26 protein-coding genes are annotated in these 21,213 nt (G+C 66.9%); 14 read left to right on the top strand and 12 right to left on the bottom strand.

Going from position 1 to position 21,213, the window contains the following annotated elements; genetic code table 11:
* Window positions 1-46: 46 nt before the first annotated feature.
* Window positions 47-661 carry an HAD family phosphatase gene (locus tag FFS35_RS01090; RefSeq protein WP_137785263.1) on the bottom strand — a complete coding sequence of 205 codons (615 nt, stop codon included), beginning with the start codon at window positions 659-661 and terminating at the stop codon, window positions 47-49.
* Window positions 662-687: 26 nt separating this feature from the next.
* Window positions 688-813 carry a type B 50S ribosomal protein L36 gene (ykgO, locus tag FFS35_RS01085; RefSeq protein WP_003046794.1) on the bottom strand — a complete coding sequence of 42 codons (126 nt, stop codon included), beginning with the start codon at window positions 811-813 and terminating at the stop codon, window positions 688-690.
* 131 nt (window positions 814-944) lie between these two features.
* Here ykgO and FFS35_RS01080 point away from each other — a divergent pair, with 131 nt between their 5' ends.
* The 10 genes from FFS35_RS01080 (at window position 945) to FFS35_RS01035 (ending at window position 7,806) form a co-directional block, all read left to right on the top strand.
* The gene (locus tag FFS35_RS01080; RefSeq protein WP_137785262.1) at window positions 945-1,553 is read left to right on the top strand and encodes a hypothetical protein; all 609 of its coding nucleotides are present in this window, start codon (window positions 945-947) and stop codon (window positions 1,551-1,553) included.
* Entirely contained in the window at window positions 1,550-2,659 is a 1,110-nt protein-coding gene (locus FFS35_RS01075; RefSeq protein WP_137785261.1) for a M14-type cytosolic carboxypeptidase, read from the top strand. The genes FFS35_RS01080 and FFS35_RS01075 overlap by 4 nt, the downstream gene beginning before the upstream one ends.
* Before the next feature lie 5 nt (window positions 2,660-2,664).
* Window positions 2,665-3,120 (top strand): GNAT family N-acetyltransferase, encoded by a 456-nt coding sequence (locus FFS35_RS01070; protein WP_137785260.1) that lies wholly within the window; start codon window positions 2,665-2,667, stop codon window positions 3,118-3,120.
* Between the two features lie 89 nt (window positions 3,121-3,209).
* Complete coding sequence (locus tag FFS35_RS01065; protein WP_137785259.1) at window positions 3,210-3,851, top strand: queuosine precursor transporter; 642 nt, start codon at window positions 3,210-3,212, stop codon at window positions 3,849-3,851.
* A 32-nt stretch (window positions 3,852-3,883) separates the two neighbouring features.
* On the top strand, window positions 3,884-4,783 hold the full coding sequence (gene argB, locus FFS35_RS01060; RefSeq protein ID WP_137785258.1) for an acetylglutamate kinase: 900 nt from the start codon (window positions 3,884-3,886) through the stop codon (window positions 4,781-4,783).
* Between the two features lie 140 nt (window positions 4,784-4,923).
* A complete protein-coding gene (locus FFS35_RS01055; protein ID WP_137785257.1) occupies window positions 4,924-5,559 on the top strand; it encodes a PEPxxWA-CTERM sorting domain-containing protein in 636 nt (211 codons plus the stop codon).
* A 154-nt stretch (window positions 5,560-5,713) separates the two neighbouring features.
* Window positions 5,714-6,019 carry a YggT family protein gene (locus FFS35_RS01050; protein ID WP_137785256.1) on the top strand — a complete coding sequence of 102 codons (306 nt, stop codon included), beginning with the start codon at window positions 5,714-5,716 and terminating at the stop codon, window positions 6,017-6,019.
* Window positions 6,016-6,318 carry a DUF167 family protein gene (locus FFS35_RS01045; protein ID WP_283214512.1) on the top strand — a complete coding sequence of 101 codons (303 nt, stop codon included), beginning with the start codon at window positions 6,016-6,018 and terminating at the stop codon, window positions 6,316-6,318. Before FFS35_RS01050 ends, FFS35_RS01045 begins: the two co-directional genes overlap by 4 nt.
* Window positions 6,315-7,178, top strand: coding sequence for a bifunctional methylenetetrahydrofolate dehydrogenase/methenyltetrahydrofolate cyclohydrolase FolD (folD, locus tag FFS35_RS01040; RefSeq protein ID WP_137785254.1), 864 nt, complete (start codon window positions 6,315-6,317; stop codon window positions 7,176-7,178). The genes FFS35_RS01045 and folD overlap by 4 nt, the downstream gene beginning before the upstream one ends.
* Window positions 7,179-7,188: 10 nt before the next feature.
* A complete protein-coding gene (locus FFS35_RS01035; protein ID WP_137785253.1) occupies window positions 7,189-7,806 on the top strand; it encodes a MarC family protein in 618 nt (205 codons plus the stop codon).
* Between the two features lie 15 nt (window positions 7,807-7,821).
* Here FFS35_RS01035 and FFS35_RS01030 read toward each other — a convergent pair whose 3' ends face one another.
* A complete protein-coding gene (locus FFS35_RS01030) occupies window positions 7,822-9,600 on the bottom strand; it encodes an AcrB/AcrD/AcrF family protein (RefSeq protein WP_137785550.1) in 1,779 nt (592 codons plus the stop codon).
* 99 nt (window positions 9,601-9,699) lie between these two features.
* Here FFS35_RS01030 and FFS35_RS01025 point away from each other — a divergent pair, with 99 nt between their 5' ends.
* The gene (locus FFS35_RS01025; RefSeq protein WP_249341374.1) at window positions 9,700-10,128 is read left to right on the top strand and encodes a GtrA family protein; all 429 of its coding nucleotides are present in this window, start codon (window positions 9,700-9,702) and stop codon (window positions 10,126-10,128) included.
* 1 nt (window position 10,129) lies between these two features.
* Window positions 10,130-10,858, top strand: coding sequence for a class I SAM-dependent methyltransferase (locus FFS35_RS01020; protein WP_137785252.1), 729 nt, complete (start codon window positions 10,130-10,132; stop codon window positions 10,856-10,858).
* Between the two features lie 4 nt (window positions 10,859-10,862).
* Here FFS35_RS01020 and FFS35_RS01015 read toward each other — a convergent pair whose 3' ends face one another.
* The 9 genes from FFS35_RS01015 to FFS35_RS00975 all read right to left on the bottom strand — a co-directional run bounded on the left by FFS35_RS01015 (window position 10,863) and on the right by FFS35_RS00975 (window position 19,500).
* Window positions 10,863-12,323 carry an NAD(P)/FAD-dependent oxidoreductase gene (locus FFS35_RS01015; protein ID WP_137785251.1) on the bottom strand — a complete coding sequence of 487 codons (1,461 nt, stop codon included), beginning with the start codon at window positions 12,321-12,323 and terminating at the stop codon, window positions 10,863-10,865.
* 134 nt (window positions 12,324-12,457) lie between these two features.
* Window positions 12,458-13,777 carry a cystathionine gamma-synthase family protein gene (locus FFS35_RS01010; RefSeq protein ID WP_137785250.1) on the bottom strand — a complete coding sequence of 440 codons (1,320 nt, stop codon included), beginning with the start codon at window positions 13,775-13,777 and terminating at the stop codon, window positions 12,458-12,460.
* An 81-nt stretch (window positions 13,778-13,858) separates the two neighbouring features.
* A complete protein-coding gene (locus FFS35_RS01005) occupies window positions 13,859-14,269 on the bottom strand; it encodes a hypothetical protein (protein ID WP_137785249.1) in 411 nt (136 codons plus the stop codon).
* Window positions 14,270-14,311: 42 nt separating this feature from the next.
* Window positions 14,312-15,049 carry a hydroxyacylglutathione hydrolase gene (gene gloB / locus FFS35_RS01000; RefSeq protein ID WP_137785248.1) on the bottom strand — a complete coding sequence of 246 codons (738 nt, stop codon included), beginning with the start codon at window positions 15,047-15,049 and terminating at the stop codon, window positions 14,312-14,314.
* On the bottom strand, window positions 15,046-16,104 hold the full coding sequence (locus FFS35_RS00995) for a nitronate monooxygenase family protein (RefSeq protein WP_137785247.1): 1,059 nt from the start codon (window positions 16,102-16,104) through the stop codon (window positions 15,046-15,048). The genes gloB and FFS35_RS00995 overlap by 4 nt, the downstream gene beginning before the upstream one ends.
* A gap of 5 nt (window positions 16,105-16,109) precedes the next feature.
* Window positions 16,110-16,559 (bottom strand): VOC family protein, encoded by a 450-nt coding sequence (locus FFS35_RS00990; protein ID WP_137785246.1) that lies wholly within the window; start codon window positions 16,557-16,559, stop codon window positions 16,110-16,112.
* Between the two features lie 23 nt (window positions 16,560-16,582).
* Window positions 16,583-17,308, bottom strand: coding sequence for a tetratricopeptide repeat protein (locus FFS35_RS00985; RefSeq protein WP_137785245.1), 726 nt, complete (start codon window positions 17,306-17,308; stop codon window positions 16,583-16,585).
* Entirely contained in the window at window positions 17,305-18,009 is a 705-nt protein-coding gene (locus FFS35_RS00980) for an alpha/beta hydrolase (protein WP_137785244.1), read from the bottom strand. The genes FFS35_RS00985 and FFS35_RS00980 overlap by 4 nt, the downstream gene beginning before the upstream one ends.
* An 84-nt stretch (window positions 18,010-18,093) precedes the next feature.
* Entirely contained in the window at window positions 18,094-19,500 is a 1,407-nt protein-coding gene (locus FFS35_RS00975; protein WP_137785243.1) for a Mur ligase family protein, read from the bottom strand.
* Window positions 19,501-19,557: 57 nt separating this feature from the next.
* Between FFS35_RS00975 and FFS35_RS00970 the strand changes: the two genes are divergently transcribed.
* Both FFS35_RS00970 and FFS35_RS00965 read left to right on the top strand, forming a co-directional pair.
* Window positions 19,558-20,373: an LD-carboxypeptidase gene (locus FFS35_RS00970; protein ID WP_137785242.1), complete on the top strand. Its 816-nt coding sequence runs from the start codon at window positions 19,558-19,560 to the stop codon at window positions 20,371-20,373.
* Between the two features lie 135 nt (window positions 20,374-20,508).
* On the top strand, window positions 20,509-21,198 hold the full coding sequence (locus FFS35_RS00965; protein ID WP_137785241.1) for a PEPxxWA-CTERM sorting domain-containing protein: 690 nt from the start codon (window positions 20,509-20,511) through the stop codon (window positions 21,196-21,198).
* Window positions 21,199-21,213 lie beyond the last annotated feature (15 nt).

The following is a 21,213-nucleotide window of genomic DNA, read 5'->3' as shown; positions in this document are numbered from 1 at the left end:
TCGCGCGGATCCACGCAAGCATTAAATGGCGGCGCGCGCCGACCCGTTAGAGCGGAAAGCCGAGCGCCCTGAGATCGGTGCGCAATTGCGCGGCGCCGGTGAACAGCAGCGCGTGCATTCCCACTGCCGCCGCGCCATCGACATTATCCTGACGGTCATCGACGAACACCGCGTCCGCCGCGGCGATCCCGAATCGATCGAGCGCGAGGCGGTAGATGGCGGCATCGGGCTTCGTCAGCTTTTCCGCGCCGGACACGACGATAGCGCGGAAGCGATCGAACAGCGCGCTTTCCCTGTCCCGGAAGGGCGGGAAGAATTCGTGGCTGAAATTGGTGATCGCGTAGAGCGGCACGCCCGCCGCATCGAGATCGGCGACCAGCTCGGCCATGCCGGGCATCGGCCCCGGAATCTGTTCCGAAAAGCGTGGCCCCCAAGCGGCGATCAGATCGGCATGCTCAGGATGGCGCGCGGTCAGCTCGGCGGACGTATCCGCGAAATCGCGCCCGGCATCATGCTGGAAATGCCATTCGCGCGTGCAGATTTCGCCCAGGAACACGTCAAGCGCCTCATCATCGGGGATGAGGCGCCGATACAGGACCCGCGGGTCCCAATCATACAGGACGTGGCCGACATCGAAAACGACGCTGCCGGGGTTGGGCACGATTCGCCTTCCCCCAAAGGGCTGGTTCAGCCCTGACGCGCCTTGAAGCGACGATTCGTCTTGTTGATGACATAGGTACGGCCGCGGCGGCGGATCACGCGGTTATCGCGATGCCGGTCCTTGAGCGACTTCAGGCTGTTGCGGATCTTCATGGTGGATTCGCTTCTTGAATACGGGGTTCTGGTGAAAGCGTGGCCGCCTAGTGCTCGGGGCCTTGCAAGTCAAGCCGGAGCGCGCGACGAAGCATGTGCGTTACGGTGTCGCAGATATAAGGATTCGGTAGATGCGCAGTAAATTCGTCGCAATGGTGATCGCGCTCGGGACGGTCGGGCTGGCCGGATGCGCGACCGCGCCGACTTCCTTCCCGGTTCAGGTGTCACGCTATCATTACGATGCGGTGGCGCAGCGCGGCACGATCACGGTGGAGCCGCTGCCGGGCGGGAGCGTCGCGAGCATCGAATACAAGACCTATGCCGCCGCCGTGGAGGCGGAGCTGCTGCGGGCCGGCTTTACCAGCCCGCCGCCGGGCACGCGCGGCGATTATCTCGCCACCGTCGCCTTCAGCCGCGCCGAGCGCCCGCTGCCGCCCAAGCGTTCGCCGTTCTCGATCGGTATCGGGGGCGGATCGTTCAGCGGCGGGCGCAACGGCGGCGTAGGGCTGGGCGGCGGTGTCAGCTTCCCGATCGGTGGCCAGCGCGACCGCGTGGGCATCGTCACCGAGCTGTCGGTGCGCATCCGCCACGGCGCGGACGCCGTGTGGGAGGGGCAGGCACAATCACTGACCGACACCAGCGCGCCCAATGTGGATACCCAGGGGATCGCGGAACGATTGTCGCGCGCGCTGTTCACGGGCTTTCCCGGCGAAAGCGGGCGGACTATCGAGGTGAAATGACCCTCAGCATCAATTCCGCCTTCGATGGCGGCAACATTCGCGTCATCGGCATCAACGGCGATCGGATCGATCTGGAGATCGTGAAGGATCACCAGTCCGATTTCTATCAATGGTTCTATTTCCGCGCCGCCGGGCTGGAAGGAAAGCCCGCGACGTTCCGTATCCTGAACGCCGGCGGCTCGGCCTATCCGTTCGGCTGGCCGGGCTATCAGGCGCGCGTTTCGGTCGATCGCGAGACGTGGCGGATGATCCCGACGCGTTACGACAATGGCGTGCTGGAGTTTGAATGGCGGGGCGATGCGCAGGTGGCATGGTTCGCCTATTTCGCGCCCTTTACCATGGAGATGCATGCGAACCTGATCGCGCGCATCGCCCGGCGCCCCGGGGTTACCCATCGCGAACTGGGCCTGTCGCTCGATGGCCAGCCGATCGATTATTTCCGCGTCGGCAGCGGCGCGAAACAGGTGTGGCTCTACGCTCGCCAGCACCCTGGCGAATCGATGGCCGAATGGTGGATGGACGGCGCGCTCGACTGGCTGACCAGCGATGCCGCGCGCGATCTGCTAGCCCAGGCGACGGTGCATGTCGTGCCCAACATGAACCCGGACGGCACGCGGCGCGGGCACCTTCGCACCAACGCGGCCGGCGTGAACCTCAATCGCGAATGGCATGCGCCGACGCCGGAGCGCAGCCCGGAAGTGCGCTGCGTGCTGCAGGCGATGGACGAAACCGGCGTCGATTTCGCGATCGACGTGCATGGTGATGAGGCGATCGCCGCGAACTTCATCGCCGGGTTCGAGGGCATTCCTTCCTGGACCGAGGCGCATGGCGCGAAATTCTATGAATTCGGCCGCCGGCTCGCGGCCGCGACGCCGGATTTCCAGACCGAGAAAGGCTATGAGAAATCCGCGCCGGGCAAGGCCAATCTGTCCATGTCCACCAACCAGCTGGCCGAGCGTTTCGGCGCGGTATCGGTGACGCTGGAGATGCCGTTCAAGGATCACGCACCGAACGCCGATGCCGAATTCGGCTGGAGCGCGGAGCGCTCGCGCCGCCTTGCCGTCTCGTGTCTGGAGACGCTGGCCGGCATGATCGACGCGATCTGACGCGGATGGAGCTGCGCGCCGGTGGGCTGAGCGATCCGCGCGTGCAGGCGCTGATCGCGCACCACCTTGCCGAGGCGCGCGGCGCCACCCCGGTGGATAACGCGCATGCGATGGGCGCGGCGGCGCTAGATCGCCCCGATATCTCGTTCTGGGCGATGTGGGAGGGCGAGGAACTGCTCGGCATCGGCGCGCTGCGCCGGCTCGATGCGGATCACGCCGAGGTGAAATCGATGCGCACGGCCGCCGCGCACCTGCGCCGCGGTGTCGCGCGGGCGATCCTCGCGCATCTGATCGCGCTGGCGCGGGCGGAGGGGCTGGCCCGCGTCAGCCTGGAGACCGGCACCGCGCCGATGTTCGACGCGGCGAACCGGATGTATGAAGCGGCGGGCTTTGTCGATTGCCGGCCGTTTGGCGGTTATCCGCCGAGCCGACACAACCGCTTCATGACGCTCGCGCTGTGATCGGGGCGGCGCGCGCGACCGGCCCGGTGATAGCGGCCGGCGGGTCGATCGATATCGCATCCCGCGCGCGCCTCTGTTAGCACGGCGCGATGAACGCTTCCCGTGGCATCCCGCCTTCGCTTTTCGCCCTATCCATCTTCTACGGCGGCATGGTCTGCATCGCGGGCGTGCTGGGCAACAAGCAGGTCGCGCTCGGGCCGCTTGCGGTGGAGGCGGGGATCTTCGCGTTTCTGTTGTTGGTGGTCACATCCAGCGCGGTGGCGGAACTGCATGGCGCGGCGATCGCGACACGGCTGGTGCGGATCGGTTTCATCCCGCTGATCGTCTCGCTGCTGTTGACGCTGGTGGTGCTCGCCGTGCCCGCCTCGCCCGAGATGGACCCGGCACGGCTTTCCGCGTTCGAAATGATGATGACGGGCACGCCGCGCATCTGGCTGGGCGGCATCGTCGCCTACGGCACCTCGCAGACGCTGAACGTCACGATCTTCGCCAAGCTCAAGGGTGAGGGCGGCGGAGGGCGGCTGCTGTGGCTGCGTGCCGGCATCGCCAGCGTGCTCAGCCAGATCGTCGACACGCTGCTGTTCGTGACCATCGCCTTCTGGGGCGTGTTTCCGATCGGGGCGCTGCTGCTGGGCCAGATGCTGGCCAAGGTCACGCTGTCGGTGATCCTGGTGCCGCCGCTGATCTACCTGTTCGTGGCGCTGGGGCGGAAGCTTGATCGCGCGGCTTGAGCGATGGCGCTTTCGCCCGTAAGCGCGCGCGCATGACCGATCATTCCCCCGCGCCCGATCTGCTCGCCAAGGCCGAAACGCTGGTGGAGGCGCTGCCCTATCTCCAGCGCTATGCCGGGCAGACGTTCGTCGTGAAATACGGCGGCCACGCGATGGGCGATCCGGAAGCGCAGCGCGATTTCGCCGAGGATGTCGTGCTGCTCAAGGCGGTGGGCATAAACCCGGTCGTCGTCCACGGCGGCGGGCCGCAGATCGGATCGATGCTCAAGCGGCTGGGGGTCGAATCGCGCTTCGTCGATGGCCTGCGCGTTACCGACGCCGAAACCGCGCAGGTCGCCGAAATGGTGCTGGCGGGATCGATCAACAAGGAAATCGTCGGCTGGATTTCCCGCGCCGGTGGCCGTGCGGTGGGGATCTCTGGCAAGGATGCCGGGATGGTTCAGGCCGAGAAGGTCGGCCGCAATCAGCCGGACCCGCTGCAGGGCATCGAACGCAAGGTGGATCTGGGCTTCGTCGGCGAGCCGGTGGCGGTCGACCGGCGGCTGATCGATTCGCTGGTGCGCGACGGGATCATCCCGGTGATCGCCCCGATCGCCGCCGGGGCGGACGGCCACACCTATAATATCAACGCCGACACGATGGCGGGCGCGATCGCCGCGGCGCTGGGCGCGTCACGCTTCTTCCTGCTCACCGATGTGGCGGGCGTGCTGGACAAGCAGGGCGATCTCATGACCGATCTGAAGCCCGACGATATCGCGCGGCTGCGCGCCGACGGCACGGTTTCGGGCGGAATGATCCCCAAACTGGAAACCTGTGTCGCAGCCGTCGAATCGGGCGTGGATGCCGCCGTCGTGCTCGACGGGCGGGTGCCGCACGGGATGCTGCTGGAGATTTTCACGCGGCGCGGCGCGGGAACGCTGATCCGGCGCTAGCAGAAGTGTCCCATTTTGGGCGTGGCTGTCGTTAACGTACTATTCGGATTTTTGAAAATCGCGTAGGCCAACAATAAGCCGAGTCGCATAATAACATTCAGGGTCCTGGCGCTCGTGTTTGCAACAGTGGGAGCAGGTTTATGAAGAATTATGCAATTCTGGGCGCAGTCGCGCTCGCCGCCACCTCGGTAAGCGCCCAGGCGGCGCCGACCGTCTCGTTCGCTGGTGGCTCCGGTGCCACCGCCGCCGGGACGACCGTTTTCCAGAACTTCGACAGCTTCGCCGATGGTTCGACCCTGCCGGGCGGCACCGGCGCGCTGGCGCTCGGTTCTTCCGGCGGTAACGGCGCGCGTCCTGCCTATGGCAGCACGGGCAACTTCGGTTCGGTGCTCGGCAGCGGGACCTGGACGGTGAACTTCGGGGCGACCTCGATCTTCTCGTTCGTGCTCGGCTCGCTCGACACCTACAACACGCTGACGCTGCACTTCGCGGACAATTCGTCGCTGACCTACATCGGCGGCCAGATCATCAACGATCTGTCCTTCCCGAGCGGCAGCCAGATCAGCGGCGAGACCAACGGCGTCGTTTCGTACAACGCCAATGGCGGCCCGCTCATCACCGGTGCGACCTTCACCTCGTCGTCGAATTCGTTCGAGTTCGACAATCTGGCGCGCGCGGTGCCGGAACCGGCGACCTGGGCGCTGATGATCCTGGGCTTCGGCGCGATCGGTGGCGCGATGCGCCGCCGCCGCGTGAGCGTTGCCTACGCCGCCTGATCCTTCGGGCAATCATTGAGACGAAGCCGTCGGCCATCGGCCGGCGGCTTTTTCTTATGGCGTTGCCGCATGGAGCGTGCGCGTGCGCCCCATTGTCGGCGAGTGCCCGGTTGGGCTAGGCACGTGCCACATATCAACCAATGAGAGGGCACGCGTGCTGACGCTCACCATCATCCAGATCCTGCAGGTGCTGCTGAACGTCGCATGGTGGATCATCGTCATTCAATTCGTGCTGTCGCTGCTCATCACGTTCAACGTCGTGAACATGCAGTCCAATTTCGTGCGCAGCATGGCATATGGCTTCGATCGCCTGACCGAACCGCTCTATCGCCCGATCCGGCGCATCATGCCGAACCTCGGCGGGCTTGATCTGGCGCCGGCGGCGGTGCTGGTGCTGATCGCGATCCTGCGCATCGTTCTCGGCAATATCGCCATCAGCGTCGTGACGGGCGGCGCCTGACCGGCTGGAGGCAGATCGCCGACGGCATCGTCCTGTCGGTGCGGGTCACGCCCCGTGGCGGATACGATGCGCTGACGGCCGGCACGGCTGACCATCTTGCCGCCCGGCTTGCGGCAGCGCCGGTCGACGGCGCCGCCAATGCGGCGCTTATCGTGCTGATCGCCAAATCCTTCTCGGTGGCCAGGCGCGATGTGCGGATCATCGCCGGCGAAAATGCCCGATTGAAGCGGGTGAAGATCGGCGGCGATGCGCAGGCGCTGGCCGAACGCGCCCGCGCGCTCTATGGCGACGGCCCATGACTGCAAAAACAATCGACGGAAAAGCATTCGCCGCCGGGCTGCGCGCGCGCGTGGCGGAAGGCGCGGCGACGTTACTGGCCGCAGGCGGGCGCAAGCCCGGGCTGGCCGTGGTGCTGGTGGGTGAGGATCCCGCTTCGTCCGTATATGTCCGCTCCAAGGGCAAGGCCACGCTTGCCGCCGGGATGGAGAGTTTCGAGCATCGCCTGCCCGAAGCCACCAGCGAATCCGATCTGATCGCACTGGTCGATCGCCTCAATGCCGATCCGACCGTGGACGGCATCCTCGTCCAATTGCCGCTCCCCGCGCATATCGACGAGCGCAACGTCATCACCCGCATCGACCCGGACAAGGATGTCGACGGCTTTCATCCCGTCAACGCCGGGCGGCTGGCGACCGGGCTAGAGGGATTCGTGCCCTGCACGCCGCTCGGCTGCCTGATGCTGCTCAAGGACGAGCTGGGCGACCTTTCCGGGCTGGATGCGGTGGTGATCGGCCGATCGAACATCGTCGGCAAGCCGATGGCGCAGCTGCTGATCCGCGAAAGCTGCACCGTGACCGTCGCGCATTCGCGCACGCGCGACCTGCCGGATGCGGTCCGCCGCGCGGATATCGTCGTCGCGGCAGTGGGGCGCGCCGGCATGGTGCGGGCGGACTGGATCAAGCCGGGCGCAACGCTGATCGATGTCGGCATCAACCGCACCGAAGCGGGGCTGGTGGGAGATATCGATCCGGCCTGCGCGCACGTCGCCGCCGCGATGACCCCGGTGCCGGGCGGCGTCGGGCCGATGACGATCGCCTGCCTGCTCCGCAACACGCTGGTTTCGGCGTGCCGGCGGCAGGGCGTGGCGTTCGACATCTGAGCGCGCCGCGATGATCGAGCTGTTCATTTCCGCGTTCGCCACGTTTTTCGTGGTGATCGATCCGCCCGGCTGCGCACCGATCTTCGCCGGGCTGACCGCCGGGGCGACGGCGGTGCATCGCCGCGCGATGGCGATCCGCGCGGTCGGCGTGGCGGCGGTCATTCTGACGATCTTCGCGCTGTTCGGCGAGAAGCTGTTGCATGGCCTGGGCATCGAACTGGCCAGTTTCCGTATCGCGGGCGGGATCATGCTGTTCCTGATCGCGCTCGAGATGGTATTCGAGAAGCGCACCCAGCGGCGCGAGGATCGCGCGGCGAAGGTGACGCAGGCGGAGGCGGAGGACGTCTCGATCTTCCCGATGGCGATGCCGATGATCGCGGGGCCGGGATCGATCGCATCGGTCATGCTGCTGATGGCGCGCAACGACGGGATCGAGCGCAGCCTGGTGGTGCTTGGCGCGATGTGGCTCAACCTCGGGCTTACGCTCGCGGCGCTGCTGGCGGCGGGGAGCCTGATGCGCGTGCTGGGGCCGAAGATCGAGGCCGTGATCACGCGGCTGCTCGGCGTGCTGCTCGCCGCGCTCGCGGTACAGTTCGTGATCGACGGTATTCAATCGCAGCTGCGTTGAGCGAGCGCCGCCCGCTCAATCGATGCGGAACGCCCGCAGCGGCGAATTACGCGGCAGGGGCACCGGCGTGAGCCACGGAAACTTCTCGGCACTGGCCAGCCGGGCGTAAAAGCCGTGCGGCGCCCGCGAGCGGTAGATCGTCGATTCGGCCATGTTCGGGCAGACCAGCAACAGCGTTGCGCGATGGCGCTTCATGATCGCGCGGGCCTGCTCGGGTGATCCGCTGAAGGCATGCTGCACGTCGAGGATCGCATCGCCATTGCGATGATAGGGCCCGGCAATCGCCGAATGATGCGTCAGCGTGATGAGGCGCGGCCCCAGATCGACGAAAGTGAACATCGTCTGCGCCGGCAACTTGTCCAGCGGCTGCATCGCGGGCAGCGTGACGCACCGGCCAGACGCCTTGTTGACGCGGTTCACATAGGGGCTGGGCTTGTCGATATCGAACCAGCGCAAGGCGAGGCCCGAGAACAGACCGGAGATAATCACGAAACCGCCAACCGTGCCGAACACCCGCACGAACACGGAATGATGGCCGAGCAGCCACGGGAAGATCAGCCATGCGAGCGCGGCGACGCCCGGCACCGCCAGCATCTGCGCCGCTGGCCCCGCGCGGATCTGCCACAGCAACATCGCGCAGGCGAAGGCGGCGAATAGCGCGACGCAGGCCCAGCCGATCAGCAGCTCCGGGGTCCGCCGCGCGCGCCATGTCGCCACTCCCGCGCCGATCAGCCCCATCACCGGCAGCGCCGCGACGGGAAAGCCGATGCGGAAAGCATGTTGGTAGATCGGCTTCGCCTCACGGATATTGCCGAGCCAGTTGCGATATAGTTCGTCCGAAACCTGCTCCGGGCGGCCGAGGCATTGCGGGAATACCAGCGCAAACGCGCCCGCGATCACTGCACCGGCGATCACCGCCAGCGTCAGCCGCACGCCCGCGCGACGGGGGGAAAGCATCGCCATGACGAGCAGGAACGCGCCCGCCAGCACCATCACGGAGAGCCACACCGGGGTCAGCGCGTCGCATCGCGCCACGCGATTGTCGTAGGAAGCGAAGGCGGCATAGCCCGCCGCCGATCCGCCCGCGATCGTCAACGCATAGGTGGTGAGCCGATCACGCGACTCCACCTGCCACACCCAGCGGAGCGCGATGATCCCGCCGGCGATCACCGCGTAAGGCAGCATTTCCAGCCCGATCGTCAGCGATACCGCGCTGGCGATGCCGACGACCGCGCCGCCGCGCGCGCCTTTCGGATCGCACAGCCCCGCCAGCGTCAGGCTAAGCATGGCGAGCTGCCAGCCGTGATGATCGATGCGCTCGGGCATGAACATCATCAGCGCGACCGTCGAGCAGAGCATGAACACGATCGCCAGCGGCCATGCGACCGGCGCGATCAGCCGACGCGTCGTCGCCGCCAGCCCCACCAGCGCAAGCGACAGCGGCAGCAGCGGCGCGATGCCGCAGGCAAGCCGCTCCGCCTCGCCGGTGCCGAGGAATGGACGGAACAGCAGGATCAGCGCGGCGATCGGCAGATCGACCAGGCGGGTCCAGTGAATGTTGAAGCCGCCCGGCGGATTGAGCCGGTAATTGCGCAGATCGTACCAGCCCTGGCCATCGAGCAGCGCGCGGACCTGCATCAGGCGCATATTGTCGTCGGTGTCGCCCAGCGACAGCCAGTGGATCGCCGCCCAGCGCTGGATCACATACCAGAGCGCGATAACCGCCCATGCGAGCAGGGTGAGGCGGAGCCAGTGCCTGTCGAGTGCCGGCAGAAACGACCGTGCGTCGCGCATCGTCAAAGGGGACTTTCCTCATGGCTCCGGTGCCTCTAGACGCCGGGGCGGTGAAATGCCGGTTCGCCGCTGTATCGCGGCCGGCGCAAAGGGCAAGGCGTGGAAGCGGTTCGCAGGCATTTCCGATCACCGCGCACGCGCGAGATATTCTGGCAACTGGTGCGTTTCGGGATCGCGGGCGGCCTGTCGACGGTGATCTATTCGGCGGTCTATCTGCCGCTCACCTTCTTCGTCTTCTCCCGCGCGCACGCCGTCTATGCGGTGCCGTTCGCGTTCGCCGTGGCGGTGACGGCGGGGTTCTTCCTGCACAGCCGCTGGAGCTTCAGGGGGCACGGCACGCGCCAGCCCGGCGCCGCGCAGCAGGTGAAGTTCGTCGCGGTGCAGGCGTCGGGCATGGCGCTCAACGCCGTCATCACCTGGATCGGCACCGCGTGGCTGGGTTTCCCGGCATGGGCGCCGCTGCTTCCGGCGGTCGCGCTCGCGACGATCTTCACCTTCATCCTCAATCGCTGGCTGGTGTTCGCTTGATATGGATCGCGTAATCTATGACCGCATGGCGGCGCACGATTCCACGCACTGGTGGTATCGCGCCCGCCGCGACATCCTCGCCGACTTCATCACGCGCGAAGGCAGGCTGCCGCGACAGGCGAAGATCCTGGAGATCGGCTGCGGCACCGGGCACAATCTGCCGATGCTGGCGCAGTTCGGCGAGGTGGATGCGATCGAGATCGACCCCGCCGCCCGCGCGATCGCGAGCCAGCGGCTGGGCAGGGACGTGGGCGAGGCGCCGCTGCCGGTGCTGCCGGGGGTGCCCAAGGCGCATTATGATCTGATCGCCGTGCTCGACGTGGTGGAGCATATCGAGGATGACGTAGCGGCGCTGCGCGCGATGCGCGAGCGGCTCGCGCCGGGGGGCCGCATCCTCATTACCGTGCCGGCGCATCAATGGATGTGGAGCGCACACGACGTGGTGAACCACCACCATCGCCGCTATTCCAAGGCGACGCTGGCGAAGGCGATCACCGACGCCGGGCTCAAGCCGCGCAAGCTGGGCTATTTCAATTCCCTGCTGTTTCCGCTCGCGGCGGGCGCGCGGGTAGCCGGCCGCATCACCGGCCGCGACGACAGCGACGACACGCCGCCGCCCGCGCCGCTCAACCGCCTGTTCGAGACGATCTTCCGGCTGGAGCGGCATCTCGTCGGCCGCGTTCCGATGCCGCCGGGCGTATCGATCGCGACGTTCGCGGAGCCGGCCTGAGCCTTCAGGCGAAGGCCACTTCCTCCCGATCGATGGTGGCGGTCGCCTCGGCGTAGCTGGCGCAATTGCCCGACCAGTTCTGATAGATGCGCCCGTTCGAAGCCTTGTACCAGCTGTTGCAATGCGGATCGGCCCACACGGTGGCGGACAACGCCTGTTCGATCCGTTGATAGAAGCGCCGCTGCCCCTCCGCCGTGACATCCGCCGCCGCCGCGCCTTCATTCTCCAGCGCGGCAAGCGTCCTGAGCATGTAGTTCACCTGCGCCTCGATCATGAAGCTGATCGAATTGTGGCCGAGGTTCGTGTTGGGGCCATAGAGGATGAACATGTTGGGGAAGCCCGAGACCATGATGCCGAGATAGGCTTCCGGCCCGTCCTGCCAGCGCTGCGCAAGCGTCTCCCCACCCTTGCCCGTCACCGCCATCGACCAATTCCATTGTGTCGTCTCGAAGCCGGTGGCGAAGACCAGCACGTCCAGATCGTGGAATCCACCCGCCACGCGCACACCGCCAGCCTCGATCCGCTCGATCGGCGCGGTTTCCAGCGTCACATTGTCGCGCATCAGCGCGGGATAGAAATCGTCGGTGATGAGGATGCGCTTGCAGCCGATCGGATAATCGGGGGTGAGCTTGCGGCGCAGCTCCGCGTCCGGCACCTGCGCCTCGAGATGATCGAGCGCGGTGCGGGTGGACGCGGCGCGGCCCTCCGGCGTCCACTGAAACGCCTGCCACGAGAAATTGTCCGCCTGATCGAAGATCATCTGGCGCTGCATCGCGCCGAGCTTCATCGCCACGTCGATATTGGTGGCGAGCAGCGTCTTGGCCTCGGGCGTCAGCGGCACGTCGTTGCGCGGGACGCACCAGTTGGCGGTCCGCTGAAACACGACGAGATGCCCGGCTTCCCTGGCGATTTCGGGGATGAGCTGCACCGCGCTCGCCGCCGAGCCGATCACGCCCACGCGCTTGCCCTTGAGATCGGGGGATTCGGGCCAGTCGGCGGCGTGCCACTTCGCGCCGGCGAAATCGTGGACACCGGCGATATCGGGAAAAGTCGGGCGGCTGAGCTGCCCCAGCGCCGGTACGATCACGTCGAACGCCCCGGTCGCGCCCTTTTCAGTCTCGATCGTCCACTGCCGCGTCTCCTCGTCCCACGTCGCCTTCGTCACCCCTTCGTTAAGGTGGAGCGACGGGGCCAGCCCGAATTGATCCACCAGTGACTTGGTATAGGCGTGGATTTCCGGCCCGCGGGCGTAGTGATGGCTCCACATCGGATTGGGCGCGAAGCTGAACTGATAGAGGATCGCCGGCACGTCACAGGCGACGCCGGGGTAGCGATTGGCGCGCCAGGTGCCGCCGACCGAATCGGCATGTTCGTAGATGGTCACATCATGGCCGGCCTGTCGCGCCAGGATTGCGGCGCACAGCCCGCCCATGCCCGCGCCGACCACTGCGATTCGCTTCGCCATTCTCTTCGCTCTCCGTGCGCGGTCATCGCCGCGTTGATGCGCAGGATGCCGTGTCAAAGCCCAAGAGGGAAGAGGGATTAAGTCGCTCGCGTTAAATAGCGGGGCGGGGGTGCTTCCCCGCCCCGCCGTTGCGATCAGATCGCGTCGAGCGCCTGGGCGAAATCGGCGATCAGGTCGTCCGCATCCTCCACGCCGATCGAGATACGGACGAGATTGTCGGTGATCCCGAGCGCCTGCTTGCGCGCATCGGGCACCGACAGATGCGTCATCGCGGCGGGATGGCTCGCCAGCGTTTCCGTGCCACCCAGGCTCACCGCCAGCTTGGCGATGCGCAACGCGTCAAGGAAGCGGAACGATTCGGCCTCGCCGCCCTTGAGGTACAAGGAGAAGGTGGAGCCTGCGCCGGAGCAGTGGCGCCGATAGATATCGGCTTGGCGCGCATCCTTCCCGCCCTCCAGGAAGCCGAGATAGCCGACACGTTCCACCTTGGGATGATCGGCGAGGAAGGCGCATACCTTCTCCGCGTTCTCGCCCGCTCGGCTCATGCGCAGTTCCAGCGTTTCCAGGCTGCGCAGCAGCATCCACGCGGTATTGGGGTCGCAGATCGTGCCGATCGTGTTACGCATCAGCCGGATCGTGTTGATGTGCGCCTTCGTGCCCAGCACCCCGCCGGCGACAAGATCGCTGTGGCCGCCGGCATATTTGGTGAGCGAATAGACGACGATATCCGCGCCATGCCGCAGCGGCTTGTGCCACAGCGGGCCCAGGAAGGTGTTGTCGATCGCGATCGGCGGCTTCGCCTCGGCGTCGGCGAAGATCGCATCCCGGCTCGCCGCCACCGCCTCCACGTCGACCAGCGCGTTGGTCGGGTTGGCGGGGCTTTCCAGATAGATCAGCGCGACCTTGCCCTTCGCCGCCTCCTTCATCACCGCGTCGATTTCCTCGCGCGTCGCGCCGGCCGGGAAATCGAGCCATTTGACCCCGAACCGCCCGAGGATGCGGCCGATCAGCGTTTCCGTGGCGGCATAGAGCGGACCGGAATGGACGATCGTGTCACCCGGCTCGACCATCGACAGAAACAGCGTGGCGATCGCCGACATGCCGGAGGAGAAGGCGAGCGCATCCTCGGCCTCTTCCCAGATGGCCAGGCGATCCTCCAGAATCTCCTGATTCGGGCCATTGAAGCGTGAATAGACCAAGCCCTCGGCGCCGCCGGGCCGCTTGCCGGTGACCCCCTCGAAATGACGCTTTCCGGCAGCGGCATTGGGGAAGACGAAGGTGGAGGTGAGAAAGATCGGCGGCTTCAGCGCGCCTTCGGACAGCGCCGGATCATAGCCGTGCCCCATCATCAGCGTCGACGGCTTGAGCTTGCGGCCGCCGATCTTTTCGATTTCCGGCCGGGGCGATACGCGCGCCGCAATGCAGGTCAGATCGGCTTCGGTTTCATTGGTCATTCATGATCTCCGAACGAGGGGCCGCCAGCTTGCCGTGCAAGCGATCGCGCGGCCCGTGATGATCGGGTCTCTGCCGGAAATTCAGCGTGCTTGATAGGGTATGAAACTGCCCATCGTGCAAGTGCCGCTGTCGATCCGCGCGGGCATGTTCACCGTGCGCGCGATATCGCCGCGGCACAATTGCGTGGAGAATTGCCGGGTGACCAGCGCGTCGCCGCGTGCGACCGCCTCGCAGCCGCCGTTGGTCTCGTTGACGTAAACCCGCTTGCTGTTGATGCGGTAGATCAGCCGCGAACCGATCGCCTTTACCGAGCCGTTGTTGAGGCGGGTGCCAATGCAGTCAACCGGCTTGCCCGGCACAAGCCCGGATACCTCCTTTTGAAAGGCGGCTTCATCGGCGGCCGCGCGATCATTCCGGTTGCCCGGGGCGGCAATGGCGATCGCGCCCGCCCCGATCGCGGCGGCGGCCAGTGGAATGAGGATCATACGCATGGTATCAACTCCTTCGGCCCCGCACCCGACGATATAGCGACATCAGCCGCGAAATTCATCCTTTGCGTGGCGCCGCGCCGCGAGCGTCGCGGCATCGGGCGCGCGCAGGAAGGGATTGGTGGCGCGCTCCAGCCCGATCGTGGTGGGCACGGTGGCCTCGCCCGCCGCGCGCGCTTCATCCACCGCCACCATCCGCTCACGGATAGCGTCGTTATCCGGCTCCGCCACCAGTGCGAAGCGGCCGTTCGACTGGGTATATTCGTGTCCGCAATAGACCAGCGTCTCATCCGGCAGCGCGGCGAAGCGGCGCATATTCGCCAGCATCTGCGCCGCATCGCCCTCGAACAGCCGTCCGCAACCCATCGCGAACAGCGTATCGCCGGTGAACACCGCGCCGTCGCCCGCGAAGTGAAAGGCGATGTGGCCCGCGGTGTGACCCGGCACCGCCAACACCACAGCCTCGTGCGTGCCCAGCGTCACCACATCGCCCTCACCGACCCCGCGATCGAGATGGCCGATCTTCGCCCGCTCCGCTTCGGGGCCGGTGATGATCGCGCCGGTCGCGGCGACGATCGCCCCGTTTCCGCCGACATGATCGGGATGCCAGTGCGTGTTCCACACCTGCGTGATCGTCCACCCGCGCGTGGCAGCGGCATCCAGAACGGGCTGCGCCTCGCCCGGATCGATCACCATCGTCTCCCCGGTGTCGGGATCGTGGACGAGCCAGCTGTAATTGTCGCTGAGGACGGGTACGCGAATCACGTCGAGGCGGTTCGTCATGCAAGGCTCCTTCGGGCGGCGAGCGCAGCGGCGCCCAGCATTTCGGTGAGGTCGGCGGCGCTGCGGATGTGCGCGAGCGGGGCGGCCTGCCCTGCCCACAGCGGCGAATAATCCCCGCGGCCATCGGCCTCCGCGCTGGCGCGGAGCGGCGCGATCGCGCTGCCGGCGAGCGGAAAGGGTGGGGCCGACGAGTTCACCGGGCCGATCGCGTCGATCAGGCGGTTGCGCAGGCCACGCGCGAGCCGGCCGGAAAAGACGTTGGTGAAAACGCTGCCCTCGCTCCCCGCCGCCGCCAGCGCGGCGCGATGCACGGGGCTGGCGTTGCTCTCGCGGGTGAGCAGATAGGCGGTGCCGGCTTGAAGCCCGGACGCGCCCAGCGCGATTGCGGCCGCCGCGCCGCGCGCATCGGCGATCCCCCCGGCGGCGATCACCGGCACGCCCACCGCGTCGACGATCTGCGGGACCAGCGCGAACGTGCCGACCGGGCGATGATCGGCGAGAAAGTAGCCCGCATGGCCACCGGCCTCGAATCCTTGCGCGATGATCGCATCGCAGCCCGCCGCCACCAGCCAGCGCGCCTCGGCAACGGTGGTGGCGTTGCCGGTCACCCGCGCGCCGGTCGCGCGGACGCGGGCGAGCAGCGCGGGATCAGGCAATCCGAAATGGAAGCTGACGATCTCCGGCCTGACCTCCTCGATGATACGGGCGGCATCGGCATCGAACGCGCGACGCACGGGCGTGGTCGCCGGGTCATCGCGCACGCCCTCTTGCGCGTAGAATGGCGCGAGTGTGGCGCGCCAGGCGCTCTCGTCGGTGTCGGGCGGGGGCGCGTGACAGAAGAAATTGAGGTTGAGCGGACCCGGCGCCGCGGCGCGCACCGTGGCCACTTCGGCCAGTAAGCGGTCCGGCGCGAACATCGCGCCGGCGAGCGATCCCACCCCGCCGCCCCGGATCGTGGCGATCGCAAGCGCCGAATCGGCGAAATTCGCCATCGGCGCCTGAATGACGGGCCAGCGCGCGCCGAGCGAGGTGAAGAAATCGTCCGACGCGCGCATGGGGATTACCAAGTTCCGGTATTGGCCATCGATGCCCACGGCTCCTGCGGCGGCAGCACGCCTTCCTGCAACAGCTCGATCGAGATACCGTCGGGCGTTTTCACGAACGCCATGTGGCCGTCACGCGGCGGGCGGTGGATCGTATAGCCTGCCGCCATCAGCCGCTCGCAGGTGGCGTAGATATCATCGACACGATAGGCGAGATGGCCGAAATTCCGGCCGCCGGTATAGGTTTCCGGCGCTTCGCCCTCGGTCGGCCAGTTGTAGGTCAGCTCAACCTCCGCCTCGGCGCGCTCGCCGGGGGCGTTCAGGTCTCCGGGCGCGGCAAGGAAGATGAGCGTGAAGCGCCCGGCGGCATTCTCCATCCGCCTAACCTCCTTCAGCCCGAGCACCTCGAGGAAGGCGATCGTCCTGTCGGGATCGCTCACGCGGATCATCGTGTGGAGATATTTCATGCTCGGCTCCCGTTGCGGTGGGGTCATTTCGCGGGCTTTTCGCCCTCAAACTGGGCCAGCGCCTGCGCCGCCGCAACCCCCGCCGGGGCGGTGGGGGCGATCCGGTGCGCCGCGTTCCATGCGGTTCTGGCGCCGGCGGCATCGCCCGAAAGCGCGGCGATGTTGCCGGCCTCGAGCTGCACCTGCGCATCATCCGGCGAGCGCTTGAGCGCCTCCGCGATGGCGAGCCTGGCGTGCGGCAGATCGTTCGTTCGGCGCGCGAGCGTGGCGGAGAGCAGCCAGGCCAGCGGATCGTCCGCCGCGTCGCGCGTGGCGTCGTCAAGATCGGTGCGCGCCGCCGCCAGATCGCCGACGGCGACCAGCGCGCGGGCACGATCGAGATGCGCCTCGCCGCGCTCCATTCCCTGCAACGTTCCGGCCGCGAGCGCCGCATCGAGCGCGGTGCGCGCCCTGGCGGGCTGGTTCGCCGCGAGTTCGGCATTGCCGGCCTCAGCCCAGTAGGTCGCGGCCATCGTATCGTGCGCCGCTTCCGCCTGTCTCGCGGCATCGGCAAAGGCCGCCGCCGCCTCGCCGAACCGCCCCTGTTCGGTGAGCGCTAGGCCGAGGCACTGCTTCGCCTTCGCCGCCCCGCCGGAAAGCGACCAGCGTTCCGCCATCCGCTCCGCCGCGACCGGATCGGCGCGCGACAGCGGCAGGCAACGCGTGGCCGGATCGTCGGCGGCGAGCAGCAGCGCGAGCATCGCGATCATCCGAGCACTTCCTCCACCGCGCGAACGATCAGCGCGATATCGCCATCGCGCGACAGGCGGTGGTCGCCATCCTTGATGAGCACGGTCTGCACGTCGGCTGAACGGAGCAGTTCCGCCAGCCGCCCTGCGCGGTGCCACGGCACGTCGGGATCGCGCTGCCCCTGCACCAGCCGCACCGGGCAATCGATCGGTATTTCGCCGAACATCAGGCGGTTGGCCTCGCCCGACTGCCAGAAGCGGGCGGTATAGACGGTCGGTTCGGGGCCGTAGGGATTGGCGCGCCGGATCCGCCCTTCCTGAAGCAGGCGCATCTTCTCGTCGGTGGAAAAGCCCCAATCGGTGAAATCCGGCGCGGGCGCGATGCCGACGCAACCGACGACTCGATCGGGCCGCAACTTCGCGACGGAGAGCATGATCCAGCCGCCGAGCGAGGAGCCGACCAGCACCACCGGGCCATGCGCCACCTCGTCGATCATCGCCAGCGCATCGTCGCGCCAGTCGGCGAAGGATTGCTCCTCGAACGTGCCTTCGCTCGCGCCGCAGCCGCCATAATCGAAACGGAGATATGCCTGTCCGCGCGCCTTTGCCCAATGTTCCAGCGCAACCGCCTTCGTTCCTTCCATGTCGGAGGCGTAGCCGGGCAGGAAGATCACGGTCGGGCCGGTGCCCGGAGTGTGGCGGAAAGCGAGACGAGGGCGCATGACGGCGTATCTAGGATGCGGGCATGGGAAGCGCTACCCGCCCCGCTCGTCATACAGCCGATCAAGCGGTGCCAGGATTGCAGGTCAACCGGCTTTGTGAGCAGCCAGCGCCTCCACCATCCTCGCCGCGAGCAGCGGCAGCGTATCATCGCGCGCACCCATCACCACGATGCGGTCGCCCGGACGCGCCGTGGCCACAAGATGCGCCGCCGCCGCGTCGCGATCCGCGATATGGCGCGCATCGGCACCGGCCTGCGCGATATCGCGAACGATATCCGCGCTCGTCACCTCGCGATTGACGGTGCCGCCCTGATAGACGGGATCGGGCAGCACCAGGTGATCGCCCGGGGCCAGCTTCTCCGCGAACATCGCCACCAGTTCGCGCCGCATCACCTTCAGCGGGCCGTAGCCATGCGGCTGGAACAGCGCCAGCAATCGGCCGGGGAAGGCGTGAAGCGTATCGAGCGTTGCGGCGATCTTGTCCGGGTTGTGCCCGAAATCGTCGATCACCGCGACGCCGCCCGCCTGCCCGACCAGATCGAAGCGGCGCTTGAGCCCGGTGAAGCGCTCGACCCCGGCGATCGCCTGTTCCAGCGTCACCCCCGCCGCCATCGCCGCGCCGATCGCCGCGAGCGCGTTCGACACGTTATGCCGCCCCGGCACCGCAAGCCGGACCGGCGCGCCGCCCAGCATGAAGCGCACCGCGAACGGCTCCTCGACGATATCGGTGGCGCGCAGATCGGCATCGTGCGCGATACCGAAGCTGGTCACCCGCCCGCGTGGCACGGCGAGGGCGAGCGTCGCCGCGTCGGGATTGTCGATGTTGACGATCGCGTGCGCCGCCTTGCCGATGAAATCGCCGAACAACTGGTTGAGCTCGTCCAGCGACTTGTGATCGAGGCTGACGTTGTTGAGCACCGCGATGCGCGGCGCATAGAGCGCGATCGATCCGTCGCTCTCGTCCACCTCGCTGACATAGGCATCCCCGGCGCCGACCAAGGCGCTGGCGAAGGGGCGATCGGGCGCGGCGAAATCCTTCATCACCGCGCCGTTCATCACCGTGGGATCTCTCCCGGCCGCGTGCAGGATCGTCGCGATCATTCCGGTGACGGTCGATTTGCCAGAGGTGCCGGCGACGCCGATCGGCAGCGCGCTTTCGTTGAACAGCCGCGCGTTCAGCGCCGCGCGCGACAGGCGCCGGCAGCCGAGCCGCTCCGCCGCGACGATATCGGCCACCGTCGCCTCCACCGCCGCCGAGGCGACGACGATCTGGTCGGGCGTGGTGATCCCCGATCCGTCCTGCGGGTGCAGCGCGATCCCCAGCGCCTTCAGCGCGTCGAACTTGGCGGGCACGCGCCCCTGATCGAGCGAGCGATCCGATCCGGCGACGCTTGCCCCACGGCCCGCGAGGATCATCGCGAGGGGCATCATGCCCGATCCGCCGATCCCGACGAGGAAGTAACGCGTGGCTGCGAGGTTGGCGTCGTGCATCGTGCGGCGCTATCCCGGATCGGGAATTGGCTCAACCGTCAGCGGGGTTTTGGATCAGTGCGCATCGGGATCGTCTCGCCGGCAAAGTCGCTCGATCCACTTGCCGCCGAGCGCACCGCGGCATTCGCGGCGCTCGCCTATCCCGCGGTCGATCTCGTCTTCCACCCGCAATGTTTTGAAAGCGACGGCGGCCATTTCGCCGGGCCGGACGCGCGCCGCGCGGCGGCGTTCGTGGAATTCGCCAACGACGCCGCGTTCGACGCGATCTGGTTTGGTCGCGGTGGATATGGCTCGAACCGCATTCTCGCCGCCGCGATGCCGCAGCTTTCGGCGGCGGCGCGGAGCAAGGCCTATATCGGCTATTCGGACATGGGCTTCATGCTCGCGGCGCTCTACGCGCGGCGGATCGGGCGGCCGGCGCATGGGCCGATGCCGATCGACGCGCTGCGCGACGGCGGCGATCGCACGATCGCGCGCACCCTGGGCTGGCTGACCGGCGATCGGCAGGGGCTGGAGCCGGGGCTGGGCACCAAACCAGCGGTGGCATTCAACCTGGCGATACTCAACAGCCTGATCGGCACGCCGTGGCTGCCAGACCTCGCCGACCATGTGCTGTTGATCGAGGAAGTGTCCGAGCCGCTCTACAATATCGATCGGATGCTGTTCACGATGGCGAACGCCACCCAGTTGCGCGGCATCGCCGGGGTGCGACTGGGCGCGGTGAGCGACGTCAAGGAGAATGACCCGCCATGGGGCGAGCCGCTCGATGCGATGCTGCAGCGCTGGTGTCGCGACATGGGGGTGCCGTTTCTGGGGCATGCCGAGATCGGGCATACGCAAGCGAATTGCGTGGTGCCGTTCGGGTTGGGGTGATGGTGGTCGACTGCTAAGCCAGGGTAATCATGTGTCAATATGGGAAATGCCAGCATCATTAACAACAAGTATACGATTTGAAGCATGTCGTAAGTTGCTTATGCGGTCTTCTCGTCACAACAGGGAAATGTAGCGATGAAGAAGAATCTTGTTGCCGTCGCGTTTGCGGCCGCCACCATGCTTTCCACCGCAGCAGGCGCGGCGACGCTCGATGATTTCAACCGTCCCGACGCCGCGACGCTCGGTTCGGGCTGGACCCAGCAGTCCGGAAGCTCGTCAATCGTCGATGGCAAGGCGACCGGTTCAAGCCTGTCACTCGCGACGTTCAACGGCGGATCGGGCAACACCGTCAGCTTCGATCTGTCATCGCTGACCAGCGGCACCAGCTATATCGCGGCGGTGCTCGGCTATGGCGCGGGGGACAATTATTTCATCAAGGTGCAGAACAACGGCGGCGGCGCGTTCAACACCTACGGCTTCTATACCGGCAATAATAACTCTACCGGTATCTTTAGCAGCCTCAACAGTACCTTCACCTCCGCACACGTCACCGCGTCATTCGTGGGAACCGTCGCGACGCTGACGATCGATCCGACTGGCGGCACGCAGCAGGTCTACACGTATGACTATCGCTATACTCCCGGCGGCACCGGAATCGGCCTTGGCTTCTACGGCGCGGCCGCGGCAGACAATTTCGGCTCCGGCGCTGCGGGCGGCGCTGTGCCGGAGCCTGCCACCTGGGCGCTGATGATCCTGGGCTTCGGCGTGGTCGGTGGCGCGATGCGTCGCCGCAAGGCCGAACAGCTTGCCACCATCGCCGCCTGATCGGCTCGCGACACG

It is taken from the genome of Sphingomonas sp. 3P27F8 (assembly GCF_005502745.1).
Classification (GTDB): Bacteria; Pseudomonadota; Alphaproteobacteria; order Sphingomonadales; family Sphingomonadaceae; genus Sphingomonas.
Note: the sequence above shows the minus strand (reverse complement) of the source record. Positions and strands in the feature narration are given on the sequence as shown.